The following is a 16,791-nucleotide window of genomic DNA, read 5'->3' as shown; positions in this document are numbered from 1 at the left end:
TCGGCGGACGTGGCGTCGGGCGCGGCATCCGCGCCGGCCGTCAGCGCCAGGCCCAGGCCGCCATCACTGGCCACGCGCGGCCTCCGTGCCGTTGGACGGCTTGGGAAGGGGCATGATCTCGACCCGGCGATTCTTCGCGCGGCCTTCCTCGTCGGCGTTCGAGGCCACCGGCTGCTCGGCGCCGAAGGCGGCGGCGAACACCAGGGACGACGGCACGCCTTCGTCGATCAGGGCGCGGGTCACCGTCAGCGCGCGTTGCGCCGACAGGTCCCAGTTGTCGGCAAAGCGCCGGTTGCCTTCGCGCACCTGCTGGTCGTCGGTGAAACCGCTGACCATCAGGATCTCGTCATTGGCCTTCAGGTAGGCCGACAGCGGTTCGATCAGGCTTTTCAGCACCTCGCGGCCTTCCGGCTGCAACTGGTCGGAATTGAGCGCGAACAGCACGCTGCCGCTGATGCCGATGCGGCCGTTGATGAGCGTCACGCGGCCGGCCGCCAGCGGCGCGGCCAGGGCCTGCTCCAGCGTCTGGCGGCGCTGGGTCTCTTCCTGGCGCTGCTTGACCTCCTGTTCCAGCTGGGTCGACAGCTCGAGCTGCACGGCCACCACGCTCACCAGGATCAGCACGAAGGCGCCCAGCAGCACCGACATCAGGTCGCCGAAGACGGCCCAGGCCGGCACCGCGGGTTCCACGCCGCCGTCGATGTCCTCGCCCGCGCTCATGCCGCCTGCGCTCCGGCGGTGGCGGCGCGCTGGCTGGCCAGCTCGCGCAGGTTCTCGACGATCTGCTTCTGCGACATGGTGCTCAGGTCGACCACTTCACGCGCCTGCGCCACGTAGTAGGCCAGCTGTTCGTCGCCACGGGCGATGGACTTGTCCAGCGCCGCCTCGATGCGTTCCAGGTGCGCCACCAGCTTGTCGTTGGACTCGCCGAACAGGCGCACCGCGGCGCCGAAGGCTTCGCCCAGGCTGGCCACTTCGGCCGCGCCGCTGGTCACTTGCGCGGCCACGTCGTCCAGGCGGGCGGTCTCGGATTCGACCTGCTCGGTGAACTGCGCGCCGACCCGGTCCAGCAGGTCCGACGACGACGACACCAGCGCATCGACCGCGCTGCGCTGTTCGCTGGAGGCGTGGTTGACCGCGTCCAGCAGCGTCGCCAGCGTGTCCAGCAGGCGGTTGCGTTCTTCCAGCATGGCGTTGTCGTAGGCCAGGCTGTCCGACAGTTTCTGGCGCAGTTCGCCAATGACTTCGGCGGCCGCGCGCGGCGCTTCGGAGGCGGCCTGCACCAGCTGGCCGATCTCGGCGATGGTGCCGCTGGCGTGGGCTTCGGTCTGGGTGGCGATGTCCTGCGCGGTGCGGGCCAGGGTGGCGCAGATCTCCTGCTGCAGGGCGGCGCTGCGGGCGCCGGCCTGTTCCCATTCCTGGCGCAGCGCCTCGGCCATGCGGCCCAGCTCGCCGGTCCAGGCGGCCAGGCGTTCCTGGTCGCGCGCGGCCAGCTCGGCCTGCAGGCCGGCCTGCGACTGGCCCAGGGTCTGCAGCAGCGATGCCGAATGCTGCTCGAAGGCGGACGCCGCCGTGGTCAGGGCCTGCTGGTTGTCGCTGGCCAGTTTCTCGTTGGCCAGTTCCTGGCGCACCTGCGCCTCGGTCCAGGCCTGGGTCACGCCGCCGGCCGCCGTTTCCAGGCGGGTCGACAGGTTCTCCAGCAACGCGGCCTGCGCCTGGGTCTGGGCGGTCAGGTCGTGCGCGGTGCGGGCCAGCAACTGTTCCAGTTCCTGGTGGCGGGCGGCGGTCTGCTCGCCGGCCTGGCGCCATTGGCGGCCCAGTTCGGCGGCCATGTCGCCCAGCGAGGCGTGCCAGGCGGCCAGGCGCGCTTCGTCGCGCGAGGCCAGGGCGGCCTGCAGGTCGGCATGCGACTGGTCCAGCGTGCGCAGCAGCGACGCGGAATGCTGTTCGAAGGCGGCGGCGGCGGTGGCCAGGGCCTGTTGCGTGTCGCCGGCCAGCTTCTCGCTGGTCAGCTCCTGGCGCACCTGCGCCTCGGTCCAGGCCTGGGTCACGCCGGTGGCGGCGGATTCGATGCGGGCGGCCACGGTGTCCAGCAGCGCGGCCTGCGCTTCAGAGCGGCTCGCCAGGTCCTGCGCGGTCCGCGCCAGCGTCTGGCTGACTTCCTGCTGGCGGGCGGCGGCTTGCGCGCCGGCCTGTTCCCACTCGCGGCCGAGCTTGTCGGTCAGGGCGCCGAGCGTGCCGGCCCAGGCGGCCAGGCGCTGCTCGTCGCGCGAGGCCAGGGCGGCCTGCAGGTCGGCGTGCGACTGGTCCAGCGTGCGCAGCAGCGTCGAGGCGTGCTGCTCAAAGGTGGCGGCGGCGGCGGCCAGGGCCTCGCGGTTGTCGCCGGCCAGCTTGTCGCTGACCTGCGACTGGCGCTCCAGCGCCTCGTGCCATTGCGCCGAGACGTTGCCGGCGGCGCTTTCCAGGCGCGCCGAAACGTTCTCCAGCAAGCCGGCCTGGGTCTGCGCGTGTTCGGTCAGCTCCTGCGCGCTGCGGGCCAGGGCCTGGTTGATTTCGAGCTGGCGCTCGGCGGCCTGCGCGCCGGCCTGCTGCCATTCCTGGCGCAGGGTGGCCGACAGGGCGCCCAGGGTTTCGGTCCACGCGGCCAGGCGTTGCTGGTCGCGCGAGGCCAGTTCGGATTGCAGGGCGGTGTGCGACTGGTTCAGGGTGCGCAGCAGCGACGCCGAATGCTGCTCGAAGCTGGCGGCGGCGGCCGTCAGCGCCTGCAGGTTGTCGCCGGCCAGTTTCTCGCTGGCGCGCTCCTGGCGGCTCAGCGCCACGTTCCAGGCCTCGGACATGCTGCCCGAGGACGCCTCCAGGCGTTCGGACACGCTGTCCAGCAGGGCGGCCGAGCGCTGTTCGAAGGTCTGGGCGAAGCGGTCCAGCGAATCGCGCAGGTCCTGCGCCAGGGTTTCGCTGGCGCGCTGCTGCCCGGCCAGCGCCTGGTTCCAGATGCCGGCCACGTTGCTGGTGGCGGCCTGCAGGCCGGCGGTCATGCCGTCCAGCTGGCGTTGCACCGCCTGGGTCACGCTTTCGTGCAGCGAGGCGGTTTCGCGCGACAGGCCGGCCATGGTGGCCTCGACCGCGGGCTGCAGCGCCGCGCCGGCCGAGCGGGCGCTTTCGGCCACGCTTTCCTTCATCGATTGTTCCATCACGGCGGCCAGGCGGGCGTAGGCCGCCTCGGCCTTGCCCTGGAACGCGTCCTGGCTGGCGAGCTGGCGCTCGTTCAGCGTGTGGTTCTGCTGTTCCAGGTTGCGCATCATGGCGTCCAGGCGGTCGACCAGCGCCGGCATGGCCTCGGCCTGCCGTTGCAGCACTTCGGCCTGGCGTTGCAGCAGCTTGAAGCTTTCTTCGCGCTGGTGGCCCTGGGTGTACAGACGCAGCGTGGTCGCGGCCTTGGCGTCGAGCAGTTGCGCCGCCTGGATGCGGTCGCGCCGGCACAGCGCGGCCAGCAGGCCCAGCATGGCGGACGTGGCGACGCCGGCGATCGAGGTGCCGAAGGCGAAGCCCAGGCCCTTGACCGGCGCGGCCAGCGAGGCGCGGATGGCGGCCAGGTCGGTGGCGCTTTCCAGGGCGGTGCCGGTGCCGCGCAGCGTCACCACCATGCCCAGGAAGGTGCCCAGCATGCCCAGCAGCACCAGCAGGCCGACCAGGTAGGGCGCCAGCGCCGGGCCGGGCAGGCCCACGCGCTCGCCCTCGACGCGCAGCCGCACCGCGTTGCGCAGCCCGGCCGGCAGTTGCTCGAGCCAGCCGCCCAGGCTGGCGGGGGCTTCCGACAGGTTGCCGATCGCGCGTCTCAAGGACGAGGTGGCCTGTTGGTAGCGCAGCAATTCAAGCGCCCCGGCCAGGTAGCAGGCGCAGATCAGCAGGGTGACGGCCAGCGCCAGCGGGTTGGTGCCCGCATAGCCCGCGCCGATCCAGCCGGCCACGGCCAGGCCACTGAGGAAAACAACGATATTGATCAGATACTTGGACATAGTGTCCCGGTTAGCTGGCGCGAAGGGCGGCAAGCAGCCCCTCCACCGGTTGTAAACGAATATCCAGTTCGGCCAGCAGCACGCTCCGCATATCCTTGCGGAACGTCTCCAGCCACGCGCCCGGCGTGGGCGCGGGTAAAGCGGGTTGCGGCGCCGCCACCGCGGCCTGCGCGGGCGCGGCGGCGCCGGTGGGGGCGTCATCAGGCGCGCTGTCCCCCGGCGCGGCTTGCGCCTGGGCATCGGCCCGCGGCTCGTCCCCGCTTCCGGCCTGGGCCTCGGCGTGCGCCTGCGCTTCGGCTTGCGCTAGCGCCGCCGCCTCCAGCGCGGCCTGTTCGGCCAGCCGCAGCCGGTCGAAATGTCCTTGCAACAGCTTCGGAATCGCGCCCAGCAGCGTCCGCTCGCGCGGCAGCAGGGCGCGGTCCATGATGGCGTCCACCACCGCCAGCCGCGTCATCTCGGGCGTCTTGGCCGCGACCATGCCGCGCAGGCGGCTGCGCAGGTTGCCGATGCTGGTCTCCATCGTGTGCTGCAACGACAGATAGCGCTGACGAAAATTCGAGTAATCGGCGTCGTCGGCCTGCAGCGCCGCCACCTTGGCGGGCACCTGCCCCGGCAGCAGCCGCTTGGCGGCCGTGGCCGCGGTGTCGCTGGCGATGGCATCGGCCAGCGTAGTGCGCACGCGCTCGCACTCGCGCTCCTCGGCGCTGCCGAACGCGCGCGCGCCGGGCGCGATCGCCGGCGGGCGGTTGTTCAGGGCGGCGGACAGGGCAATCGCGTCCGTCCAGCCGAGCCATTGGCTCAGATGATCCGACAACGGTTGCCGCGATTGCGGCACGTCGACATCCGTCAGGCGAGTCAGCAAGCGAATGAGCGTCGGGCCGCTTAAACCTGTGCGCTGTGGGGCTTGCAACATACCACCAGAGTCAAAAAGGGGGGAGTTTACACGCTGGCGGGGGCTCGCTGGGCCGGAAAGCGGCCGCCGCGCTAGCGCCTGCAACAATTTGTCAGGACAGCGCGGCGGCAGGGGTCGCGGGAAACCCGCGGCGCTGGCGCCGCGATCTCGGAAGTGGACGATAAGCGCGGCAAAGAAGAACGCCCGCCGGGGATGCCGGCGGGCGTTGCTGAGTGGCGAAGATCAGGCGCCGGCGCGCGGCCGGCGCACCGCGCGGACCCGGCTGCTGTTGGAGCCGCCGCCGCAATAGAGCACATCGCCGCCGTCCGATTCCAGGCCGGACACGTAGGCGCCGGGCGGCATCGCCAAGCGTTCCAGCACCTCGCCGTTGGCGGGGTCCAGCCGCCGCAGCTCGCTGGCGTCATCCTCCCAGGTGCCGTGCCACAGGCTGCCATCGACCCAGGTGACGCCGGTGACGTAGCGGTCGGACTCGATGGTGCGCAGGATGGCGCCGGTGGCGGGATCGACCTGGTGAATCTTGCGGTCCTTGTAGCGGGCGATCCAGAGCATGCCTTCGGCCCAGGTCATGCCCGAATTGCCGCCGCCTTCCGGGGCCGGCACGGTGGCCAGCACGCGCCCCGATGCCGGGTCGATTTTCTGGATGATGCTGTCGGCCAGCTGGTAGAGGTGCTTGCCATCGAAGGCGGTCCCGGCGCGGGCGATGACGTCGATCGTGCGAACCACGTCGCCGCTGGCCGGGTCCAGGGCGTGCAGCTTGTCGCCGACCGCGATCCAGATGCGGCTGCCGTCGTACGAGACGCCGTGCACGTCGGTGACGCCGGGGAACGGGCCGTATTCACGGAGGATTTCTGCGGGCTTGGTTTTCATGACGGTGTCCTTGTTCGGGGGGAATGACACTTCCATGCTAGGCATTCGGCAGCGGAGCCGGGAGTAACAATGTCGTCGCGAAACCGGGCAGGGGCGGCGTGATCCAGCGCCTCGCCCGGCCGCGGCCGAGCGAATGCGCCTGGCCGGAGGCCGCCAGCGCATCCAGGGCGCGCTGCACCTGGCGTTGGCTGGCGCCGCTGGCCAGCGCCAGCGCCGAACTGGACCACGCCTGGCCGTCGGCCAGCAGCGCCAGCACCGCGGCGTGGCGGTCCTGCACCGGGGGCGTCAGCACGGCGACGGCGCCCGTCGCGGGCATCAATGCGAAGCCTTGCCGTGTCGCCCGGATCTCGGTCAAGGGCGCCAGGACCGCCCGCAAACGGCCGATTTCCACCCTCAGTCGCGCGCGGTGCGAGTCGTCCGGATGGCGGGTGCGGAAAGCCAACGCAATCAATGCGTCGCGCGGCGCGTCGCCCGGCCACGCCCGGCCCAGCGCCTGCGCCAGGGTGAAGAGCACGGGCCGGCTGGCCAGGGCCAGGGTGCGGCCCGCGCCATGCACCGCATAGCGGCAGGCGTCGATCACCAGCGTGTCGGACGCGAGCAGCGCTTGCACCTGCTCCAGGCGCAGCACCTGCGTGTCGCCGGCGCGGTGCAGGTGGGCGGCCGGCGCCTTCAGCACGAGCGACGCCTGGCGCACCTCGGCCCGCAGGGCCGGGATGCCGGCCGCGCGCGCGGCCCGCGCGGCCCGGGCCAGCGCGGCGCGCGCCGCCGTGGCTTGCACGCGCCGCAGCGCGATGCCTGCCAGGGCCAGCTCGTGCACCGCCCGCAAGGCGGGCGGAAAGGGGGCGGGGTTCAGGTCCGACAGCACCTGTTCGGCCTGCTCCAGGCGTCCCATCAGGATCAGGCGGCGGCCGGCCAGGTAGCCGGCATAGGCCGCATTGCGCAGGTCGCCATGGCGCTCGAGCGTGGCGCGGGCGGCATCGAGCGCCGCCGCGGGCCAGCCCAGGTCGCGCGAGGCCAGCGCGATCTCGGCCTCGGCCACCACGCAGCGGGCCCGCGCCACCGGTTCCCGGGTGCCGAACGCGCGGGCGGCGCGCCGCACCAGGACGCGGGCGCGGTCGAAGTCGCCCAACTGCGCCAGCGCGATGCCGCGCAGCGCCAGGCCCGGCGCGTCGTCGCGCAACGCCACCCGGGCCAGCGCGCCCAGCGGGTCGCCGCTGGCCAGCGCCCGCGCCGCGGCCATGATCAGCCCGTCCATGACGATCCCGCCATCGTTGCCGTTCCCCCTTGCCACGTCCATTCGTGGATGCCGCCAATCTACCACCGCGCTGCGGGCGCGGGGAGTTGGTCCGCTATTGCGGCCGGCGGCCGGATAGCGAGGTCTATCGCGCGGCTTCTCGGACCCGTTCCTATCGTCGGCCGCGGGGGCGTTCGATAAGTTGGGCGGGCAATCACTTATTGCCAAACGCGCCCGTCCGGCCGCCCGCCAGCGAGCCGCGCACGGCGCCGTGCATCGGTCCTCTCCATCGATCCCTTCCGCTCATGTCCGCGCTTCGTTCCCTGGTTGTCTGGTTGGTGCTGTCCACGCAGGTCTGGACGCCCGCGCTGGCGCAGACCCTGCCCATCTCCGTGGACAAGAGCGTGGCCGGCCAGCGGCCCGTGGTGGGCGTGAGCCGCGGCGTGCCGGTGGTCGACATCGCGCCGCCGTCGGCCGGCGGCGTTTCCAACAACCGTTTCACCCAGTTCAATGTCGGCCCCTCGGGCGTGGTGCTGAACAACAGCGGCGCGGGCCGCCAGACGCAACTGGCCGGCCCGGTGGCCGGCAATCCCATGCTGGGCAACCGGCATGCGGGCATCATCTTGAACCAGGTCACCGCACCCAATCCTTCCCAATTGGCGGGCATGCTGGAAGTGGCGGGCCATCGCGCCAGCGTCATCGTCGCCAACCCCGCCGGCATTAGTTGCGACGGCTGCGGTTTCCTCAACGCCAACCGCGCCACGCTGACCACGGGCAAGCCCGTCATCGGCGCGGATGGCGCCTTGGGTTTCGACGTCACCGAAGGTCGCCTGGCGATCGAAGGGGCGGGGCTGTACGGCGCCAACCTGGGCCGGCTCGACCTGCTGGCCCGGGCATTGGAAATCAACGCCGAGGTCTGGGCCGACCGCCTCGACGTGACGGCGGGCGCCGCCCATGTCGACTACGCCTCGGGCGCGGTCGCCGCGCGCACGGGCGATGGGCCGGCGCCCGTCGTCTCGCTCGACACGGCGGCGCTTGGCGGCATGTACGCCAACAGCATCCGTCTCATCGGCACCGAGGCCGGCGTGGGCGTGAACATCGGCGGCAACCTGGCGGCGCTGACCGGCGGTCTGTCGGTCGACGTCAATGGCGACGTCCGGATCCAGCCGTCGGGCCGCCTGCAGGCCGCCGCCGACCTGTCGCTGCGTGGCGCGGGCGACATCGTCAACGATGGCGCGCTGGCCGCCGCCGGCCCGCTGGCGCTGCGGGCCGGCAATACGGTGGCGAACAACGGGGCGATATCGTCGGGGGCCAGCGCCGCCATCCGCGGCGATACGCTGGATTTGTCAGGTGGCAAGCTGGTGGCAGGGGCAGAACTGGCCCTGGATGCCGGCGGCGCGCTCGCCAATCGTGGCGGCGCCCTGTATGGCGGGTCGGTCACGCTGCGCGCCGGCAGCCTGGACAATCGCGGCGGCAAGCTCGCCAGCGGCGCCACGCTCAGCGGCCGGGTGATGGGCGCGCTTGATAACACCGGTGGCACGGTGGCCGGCGCGGGCCTCGTGGACCTCGGCGCCGGATCCATCGTCAATGCGTCCGGCGGCGTGGCGTCCGCGCAGGACGTTCGCTTGCACGGCGACGCCGGCATCGACAACCGGGGCGGCACGATCCAGGCCGGCGGCGCGACGCGCGTCGACACCGGCGGCGCATTCGACAACCGTGGCGGCAAGCTGCTGGGCGACACGCTTGCGCTGGAAGCGGCCGACGTCGACAACCGCGATGGCGTCCTGCGGGCCGAAGGCCAACTGGCGCTCGACGCGGCGGGGGCGCTGCGCAACCAGGGCGGCCGCCTGTATGGGGGGATCGCCGACGTCCGCGCCGCCCGCATCGACAACGCCGGCGGCAAGGTCCTGGGCGGCGAACTCACGCTGAACGCCAGCGGCACGATGGATAACACCGGCGGCAGCGTGGCCGCCGAAGGCCAGGCCACGCTGCACGCGCGGGAGGTGGCGAACGCTGGCGGCCTGATCGCGGCCAATGTCCTCACGCTTCAGGCGCAAGGCGTGCTCGACAACCGCGCCGGCCTGATCCAGGGCGACGACGCGTTGGTCCTGCACGCGGGCCGCCTGGACAATCGCGATACCTTGGCCGGCAGCGTCGAGGTTGCCAACGTTGCCGCCGGCGCCAGCGCGGCCGACGCCGTCCTAGGCTTGGCGGGGGCGCGCATCACGCTGGAGACCGACGTCCTGGACAACCAGGCGGGCCGCGTGGGCGCCAGCCGCGAGCTGGACCTGACCACCGGCGCGCTTGAGAACACCGGCGGTCGGCTGGCATCGCAAGGCGACGCCCGGCTGCACGTGCGCGAACTGGCCAATGCCGACGGCGAGGTGGCCGCTGGCGGTGCGCTCACCCTGGCTGCCGGCGATCTGCGCAACGACGGACGGATCCATGCCGGCCAGGACCTGCAGCTCAGCGCCGACACGCTGACCAATGGCGTGGCCGGTGAACTCATCGGCGTGCGCAATATCGATCTGGCCATCGGCGGCGATCTGGCCAATGCCGGCCTGATCGACGGCGGCTACACCCGTATTCAGGCCGCCAGCTTGCGCAACGGCGGCCGCGTCTACGGCGACCGTATTGCCGTCCAGGCGCCCGTGCTGGTGAACGACGCCGACGCCGTCATCGCCTCGCGCGGGGATATGGACCTGGGCGCGGACACGCTGGTCAACCGCGAGCACGCGCTGCTATATGCGGCGGACGACCTGCGGGTGGGTCGCGGGCTCGACCCGGCCGGCCTGGCAGCGGGCCAGGCCGGCACGCTCACCAACGAGTCTGCCACCATCGAGGCCGGCGGCGATGTCCGCATCGCGGCGGAAAGCATCCAGAACCTCAACCCGCATTTCGCGAGCGAAGTGGCGCCGGTCAGCCACGCCGACCGCAAGATCTACTACCGCCTGGAGAACGGCACCGAACTGCTGGACGGCGCCACGACGTGGCTGTGCGATTCGGTCACCACGTCGTGCGGCAAGGATCCCGCTTTCCTGAACGACGACCCGGACCGCAGCCTGCTGCTGCCATCGGCCCAATACCCGGAATCGCGCTACGGGCCGCCGTTCGATTACGTGCCGAGGATCAAGGGTGAAGAGGGCCGCGACGCGCCGATCCCGCCGGCCTATGCGTGGGTCAGGCCAGCGGGCCCTTTCTCATCACGTGTTCCTGTCCCGCGCTACAAGGCCGGCGACCGCGTCTGGCAAGTATTCGGCGTGCCGGAGCCGGTGCCCGTTCCCGAGCCTCAGCGCGGTCAATGCGACGTTGTGGGCTGCGCGAAGGGCTCCACAGCGGAACGCGAAGCGGCGCTGGCGATCAACAAGTCCCGGCATGACGAACTGCAAGCCAGGATCCGCGCGTTCAACGCCGACTTCAACCGGCGCCTGGTCCGCAATTTCTTCTACTACATCGTGCGCGAGGACGTCAGCGAGACCCGCGTCACGTCGACCGACCCCGGCCGCATCGTGGCGGGCGGCGACGCCACTTTCACGGGCGCCGTCACCAACGACAAGAGCCGCATCATCGCCGGGGGCGCCTTGAGCGTGGAGGGCCCGGGCATCGACAACCGCGGCGCGCAGGGCGAGCGGCGGGTCACCCGCGTCGGGACGGCGGTGCACACCGTCACCCGCAGGCGCCACCGCAACGAGTCGCGCTCGCATTACGAAGACACGACCGCTTCCCGGCGCCTGGAAGTGGCCGTGGGGACGGTCACGGACCACGCCGATCCGGCCGACAACGGCCCCGCGGCGCTGCCGCCGGCCACGGCGCCACGGCCCCCGGTCGGCGTCCTGCCCCGCCCGCGTCCAGCCGCCCGGATCGTCGAGGTCGACGCGCCCGGCGGGCAGGCGGTGCGCGTTGTCACGTTGCCGCCGGTCCTGCCGGCCAACGGGCTGTATCGGGTGATTCCGTCGCCCGAGGCGCCGGCGCTGATCGTCACCGACCGCCAGTTCATTGGCGCGCGCGCCATCGTTTCCAGCGATCTCCTGCTGCGCCGGATCAACCGCGATCCGGGCCTGGTCCTCAAGCGCCTGGGCGACGGCTTCTACGAACAGAAGCAGGTCGCCGAACAGATCATGCTGGCCACCGGCAAGCGCTTCGTCGGCGACTACACCGACAACGAATCCCAGTACAAGGCCTTGCTCGCCGCCGGCGCCGATTTTGCCGGCCGGTTCGGCCTTGCGTTGGGCACCGCGCTCACCGAAGACCAGATGCGCCAGCTGAGCGGCGACATCGTCTGGATGGTGGAAACCAGCGTCACGCTGCCCGACGGTTCGCGCCAGCAGGTGCTGGCCCCGCAGGTCTACCTGGCGGTCAAGGCGGGCGACCTGCGGGGCGATGGCACCTTGATCGCCGGCGGCGATACGCGGATCAGCGTGTCCGGCGACGTGGCCAACAGCGGCACGCTGGGCGCGCGCAACGCGTTGATCGTCGACGGCCGCAACATACGCAACACGGTCGGCACGCTCCAGGGCGGCAGCATCGACCTGAACGCCCGCAACGACATCGACAACCTCGCGGGCCTGCTCAAGGGCGGCGCGGTCACGCTCCAGGCCGGCCGCGACGTCAACCTCGCCGCCTCGACGCGGTCGGACGCCAGCGGCGGCGTTTCCAGCACGCGCATCGACGGCGTCGCGCGCATCGATGCCGGCGCATTCGACATACGGGCCGGCCGCGACATCGCCATCCAGGCCGGCGTCATCAGCGCCACCGGCGATGGCCGTCTGCGGGCCGGCCACGACATCGACCTGGGCGCCGCCGAGACCCGCTACGCCGAGTCTTTCCATTACGACAGCCGCAACCGCGCCGAGATGCGCGCCGTTGCCGACGTGGGCACGCGCATCGCGGCCGGCGGCGATCTGCTCCTGTTCGTCGACAACGATGTCAACGCCCGCGCCGCGGATGTCTCGGCCGGCCAGCGCCTGGGCGTGGGAGCCATGCGCGACATCAATGTGCTGGCCGGCAACGCCGCCGGCCATACCTACAACGAGACCCACTTCAAGGACAAGGGCTTCCTGTCCAGCAAAAAGACGCATCGCAAGAGCGAGGCCGACTGGACCGAGGCAGTGTCGTCCACTTTCACTGGCGACCGGGTCAGGTTGATGGCGCGGCGCGACGTGAATGTGGCCGGTTCCAACGTCGCCGCCCAGAACCAACTGACCCTCGCGGGCGGCCGCGATGTCAGCATCGCCGCCGTCGGCAACACCTCCAGGGGATATGAATACAGCAAGGTCGCCAAATCGGGCTTCGGCGCGTTGGGAGGCATCAGCTACGGCACGCGCCAGGTCACGGATGCGGTCGACACGCATCGCGGCCTGAATACCGGCAGCGCCATCGGCAGCGTGGCCGGCAATGTCCTGATCGACGCGGGATCGTCATTGGCCGTGATCGGCAGCGACGTGCTGGCCCGCCAGGGCAACATCGCCCTGACCGGCCGCGACATCCGCATCGCCGGCGGCGCCGATACCCTGCGCCAGCGCGAGTTGCATGAAATCCGGCAAACCGGCTTGACCGTCACGGCCAGCACGCCTGTCGTCGATGCCGCGCGCACCGGCATCCGCATGGCCGAGGCCGGCAGGAAGGTGGACAACCCCATCATGGCGACCCTGGCCGGCGGCACGGCCGGCCTGGCCGCCCGCAACGCCTATGACGCGGTCAAGGCCGATCCCGGCAGCGCGGGCGGCGCCCGTATCGGCATCGGCCTGGGCAGCAGCACTCAAACCACCACGATGGACCGGCGGGAAACGCTGTCCACCGGTAGCCGCATCGCGGCGGGCGGGGATCTCCTGATCGCGGCGCGCGGCGGCGGCGAGACCTCGACCCTGACCATCACCGGATCCGACGTGTCCGCGGGCAACGACGCCCTGCTGCGGGCCGAGGGCGACATCCTGCTGCGCGCCGCCAGCAACCATACCGAGCAGAACACCCGCAGCAAGAGCCGCGGTGCCTCCATCGGCGTGAGCGTGGCGGTCGGCAAGGACCGGTCCGGTCTCATGCTCGACGTGGGCGTCAGCGGCGGGCGCGGGCGCGAGGACGGTAGCGACGTCACCTGGCGCCCGAGCCGCGTCACGGCGGGCAATGTGCTCGACCTGCAATCCGGCGGCGACACCGGCCTCGTCGGCGCCTCCGCCCGTGGCCGGCGGATCGTGGCCGATATCGCCAAGAACCTGCGCATCGAAAGCCTGCAGGACATCAGCATCTACGCGGCCAGCAACAGTAACGCGGGAATCGCCGCCAGCCTTTGCCTGTATTACTGCGCCGGCCAGGGGGGCTCCATCAGCGGCAGCCTCGGGGCCGGCGCCATGAAGAGCGACTGGCGCTCGGTCACCGATCAGGCCGGCCTGTGGGCGGGGGACCAAGGATTCCAGGTCGACGTGGGGCGCAACACCAGGCTGGTCGGCGGCATCATCGCCGGCAGCGGCAGGGGAGGCGAAGACGGCGCCAACCGCCTGTCGACCGGCACGCTGCAGGTGACGGACATCGACAACCGCGCCCGCTACAGCGGCCACCAGATCGGAATCAGCGGCGGCTACAACGTCGGCGCCGCCACGGGCGACGTCAGCCACCCGGCCGCCACCGGCGCCAACGTGGGCGAACAGGCCGAAGGCGGGGCGCGCGCCAGCGGCCCCGGCGCGCCCCAGTCCAAGTCCGGCCTGGCCGCGAACGCGCCGGCCATTGTCGCCGCCAGCGGCAAGGCCGACTCAAGCACGCGCAGCGCCATCAGCGTCGGCAGCATCACGATCCGCGACCCGGCGGGCCAGCAGGCGCTCACCAACACGTCGGCGGACGAGGTCATCGCCTCGCTCAACCGCGATACCGCGGGCGCGTTGAACACGCTCAAGCCGATCTTCGACAAGGAGAAGATCCAGGCGGGGTTCGACATCGCATCCGAAGCGGCGCGGCAGACCGGCCAGTTCCTGACGAATCGGGCGGCCGAAGCCAAGGCGCTCAAGGACGCCATGGACGCGGCCCCGGAAGGCCCGGCCAAGGAACACCTGCGCGCGCGGTACGAGGACGTCCGGAAATGGGCGCCGGGCGGCGGATACCGCGAAGCGCTGACGGCAGTGACCCTGGCCGCCGGCGGCAACGTGACGGGCGGAGCGAGCCAGTTCGTGCAGGCGGCGGCCGTGGATTATCTGCAAAGCCTGGGCGCCGCCAGGATCAAGGAAATCGCGCCGCTGCTGGGCGGCGAAGGCTCCCCGGGCCACGTGGCCTTGCACGCATTGCTCGGCTGCGCGGGCGCCGCCGCAACCGGCGCAAGCTGCGGCGCAGGCGCCTCCGGTGCGTCCGCGGCCGTCGTCATCGGCCAGCTCATGGAGCACGCGCTTGGCGAGCCGACGAGCAAGCTCGATCCGGCGGAGCGCGAAGCGCGCATCAACCTGGTGACCAGCCTGCTGGGCGGATTGACGGCGGCGTTGGACCCGACTGCCGTGGCGGCGGTGAATGACGCGGCGCGGCTTGAATTGGAGAACAACCAGGCTGTGGTCTTGCCGCCGCCGGCTATGGGTCCGGCCTCGATTGGCGGCACGCTTGGCGGAGTGGGGCGGCGCGGGTCCAACGGCGTATCGAGCGCGGACGAGAACATTGCACGCCACCTGACGCGGGCGTGGAACTGGCTATTCGAGACGGATAGCGGGCCGGAAGAAGCCAGAGGGCCGCTCGAGACGCCGGCCGTGCCGCCGGGCGGTGATGCGCGGGTGCCGGGGTATGCGGGGGATAGACGCGAGACGGGGGGTACGCCTGGGTATGAGGCGGACCGTGGGAGTCCGGGCACGCCGAGCTATGACGCGGAGGGGAATCCGCATCCGGGCGGTAGTTTTACGCCGATGCCGGGGCCGCAAGGGCCCACGGTCATCTTGAGTGAAGATTCAAAGAATATTCATGACATTCTTAGGCCGAACGGAAATCTTATTGGGATTGTCAGCAAAGGATCTACTGAAAATATTCGGACTGTTTCTTCAAGTGAATTTAATAAAATTAAAGGCGATCTCTTGAGTGGCGCCACAGAGTCGGGTGCCTATGCAAAGGGTGACGGAACTTGGTACACCCTTCCGGGTGGAGGGCGTGTAGGTGTTCGGGTATCACGCAATTTCGGGATGACGTTGGATATTAATATTCCTGGCCTCCCTTCTGATCTTAAGATCCATCAAAAATGAATAATGAACCTGTGAATAAATATTTCGGCACTCCCATGAGCGAGTGGATAGCTCGAGTGCCTAACGAATTGGGAGTAGATGCTGTGGGGCTATGGCAGATTATTCCGGTGGGTGCCGATCATTTTGGGCTGTCTGGCGCGGAGCTGGAAGATTTTTCACGTAGATGCATTGTTGCTCTTCTTGAAAAAGGAGCAGTGCCTGTGCGACCTGCTCCATCTCCCATTTTTTGGGAACCTGATTCCGCATACCGAGGATCTCATGAAGATATCGCAAGGCAGATCGTCGATGAATGGAAAAATAACAAATTAGTGCCAGATCACGATGGATTATGGTTTTGTCTTCCCGATGATTGCGCGGGATAGTTTAGAAGGAAGCTCAACGGCAGATGCGGTGGTTCCTGTCGAAGTGAGACTCATGGATTACAGGGGCTAAGCAACTCGCGGAAGATGTTCGCTCATTCTCTGCCGAAGCGGGACATGTCTGGATTATTGAAATTCCGGGTGAGGCGGTCGACAAGTCATATGATCCCGAAACAATGGGTTGGCTCATGACTCCGATTTAAGAAACGCCTCGGTAACTTCTGAGCAGTTAGGGAATATATTGCAACGAGTTAAGGGGGCGAAAGATATCACAGACATCAAGATTGTTGGAAACTAATATGCCTAATAGAGTTTGCGCATGCGGCCATTTGTTTCGGTTGGGAGAAATTCCTTCCCGTGATCAGTGGTTAGTGATTTCTGATATTGCTTATGATGATTTTTTTTCTAATGATGCGAATGCGGAAGAGATCTATAAATCGATGAAAATATTGCTGAAATGCCCGAATTGTGCTCGTTTGTCAGTTTTTTGGGATGGATTCGAAAAATCAGCGTCAATTTACGCGTTGGATAAGTGAATCTGTACGAATTGTGCGCTTGGAGGAGGGTGCTGGTTGTCTTTTATATCGGGTGAATTCTAGACTCTAAGCGGGAATGCGCATTTTGCACTCAGAAACGTTCTTACGATATGCCGGGATATACGGAGGCTTGGGTAGCCGAGGTACACCGAGCTATGACGTGGATGGGTGACTATTCTTGCCGATCCACGGATCGACTCAAATCATCACGGCGTTTCCTGAGATTTCCCTGATTATGACGTATGTACACTTCGCAGTTGTTAATGAAGCATGCCCGGTCTGCGGGCAGGGGCGCGTTCTTGTCGCCTTAGAGGAAGATCATCATTCACTTTTTGTCATATGCGAGGACTGCGAATCTGAATGGAATGAGCCCCGGGAGTCGCACGATGCTTCGAAAGCCGGTCGTGATCAACACTCATTCTTGCGCTGTTTGGAGTTTAATGAGATGAAAGGGCATTCGTGGTATGTCATGGTTGTCAATAAATAATTTCTCTAAGATAGGTTTTCAGGCTGCATTGAAATAAAAACGGCTCTTCTGTGTGGGCATATATTAGATGCTCCGGATAATAGAGAGTTGTTCTTGGTCGAGATCAAGGGCTCGGCTGCTTGGCTCGGAAAAGATAAGTATGGGAATGCATGGTCAGCTCAGATTTTTTCCTAATGGAAAG

Annotated in this window: 8 protein-coding genes; 3 read left to right on the top strand and 5 right to left on the bottom strand. The window is 68.7% G+C overall.

Annotation, left to right across the window (positions count from 1 at the left end; translation table 11 throughout):
* Positions 1 to 63 precede the first annotated feature (63 nt).
* From DK459_RS24120 to DK459_RS24100, 5 genes are all read right to left on the bottom strand, one after another.
* Entirely contained in the window at positions 64 to 720 is a 657-nt protein-coding gene (locus DK459_RS24120; protein ID WP_024069100.1) for an OmpA family protein, read from the bottom strand.
* Entirely contained in the window at positions 717 to 4,016 is a 3,300-nt protein-coding gene (locus tag DK459_RS24115) for a DUF802 domain-containing protein (RefSeq protein ID WP_110135115.1), read from the bottom strand. The genes DK459_RS24120 and DK459_RS24115 overlap by 4 nt, the downstream gene beginning before the upstream one ends.
* A gap of 10 nt (positions 4,017 to 4,026) precedes the next feature.
* Positions 4,027 to 4,929, bottom strand: coding sequence for a DUF3348 domain-containing protein (locus DK459_RS24110; RefSeq protein WP_054471443.1), 903 nt, complete (start codon positions 4,927 to 4,929; stop codon positions 4,027 to 4,029).
* A gap of 222 nt (positions 4,930 to 5,151) precedes the next feature.
* On the bottom strand, positions 5,152 to 5,796 hold the full coding sequence (locus DK459_RS24105; RefSeq protein ID WP_006384951.1) for a PQQ-binding-like beta-propeller repeat protein: 645 nt from the start codon (positions 5,794 to 5,796) through the stop codon (positions 5,152 to 5,154).
* Between the two features lie 37 nt (positions 5,797 to 5,833).
* Positions 5,834 to 7,051, bottom strand: a complete 1,218-nt coding sequence (locus DK459_RS24100) for a helix-turn-helix domain-containing protein (RefSeq protein ID WP_110135265.1) — start codon at positions 7,049 to 7,051, stop codon at positions 5,834 to 5,836.
* Between the two features lie 284 nt (positions 7,052 to 7,335).
* Here DK459_RS24100 and DK459_RS24095 point away from each other — a divergent pair, with 284 nt between their 5' ends.
* From DK459_RS24095 to DK459_RS30525, 3 genes are all read left to right on the top strand, one after another.
* Positions 7,336 to 15,228, top strand: a complete 7,893-nt coding sequence (locus DK459_RS24095) for a hemagglutinin repeat-containing protein (RefSeq protein ID WP_199234308.1) — start codon at positions 7,336 to 7,338, stop codon at positions 15,226 to 15,228.
* Positions 15,225 to 15,590: a hypothetical protein gene (locus DK459_RS30530; protein WP_131727081.1), complete on the top strand. Its 366-nt coding sequence runs from the start codon at positions 15,225 to 15,227 to the stop codon at positions 15,588 to 15,590. Before DK459_RS24095 ends, DK459_RS30530 begins: the two co-directional genes overlap by 4 nt.
* Before the next feature lie 296 nt (positions 15,591 to 15,886).
* Positions 15,887 to 16,123: a hypothetical protein gene (locus tag DK459_RS30525; protein ID WP_131727082.1), complete on the top strand. Its 237-nt coding sequence runs from the start codon at positions 15,887 to 15,889 to the stop codon at positions 16,121 to 16,123.
* Positions 16,124 to 16,791 lie beyond the last annotated feature (668 nt).

It is taken from the genome of Achromobacter sp. RW408 (genome assembly GCF_003184165.1).
Classification (GTDB): Bacteria; Pseudomonadota; Gammaproteobacteria; order Burkholderiales; family Burkholderiaceae_B; genus Achromobacter; species Achromobacter xylosoxidans.
This window is presented reverse-complemented; position numbering and strand designations above follow the sequence as displayed.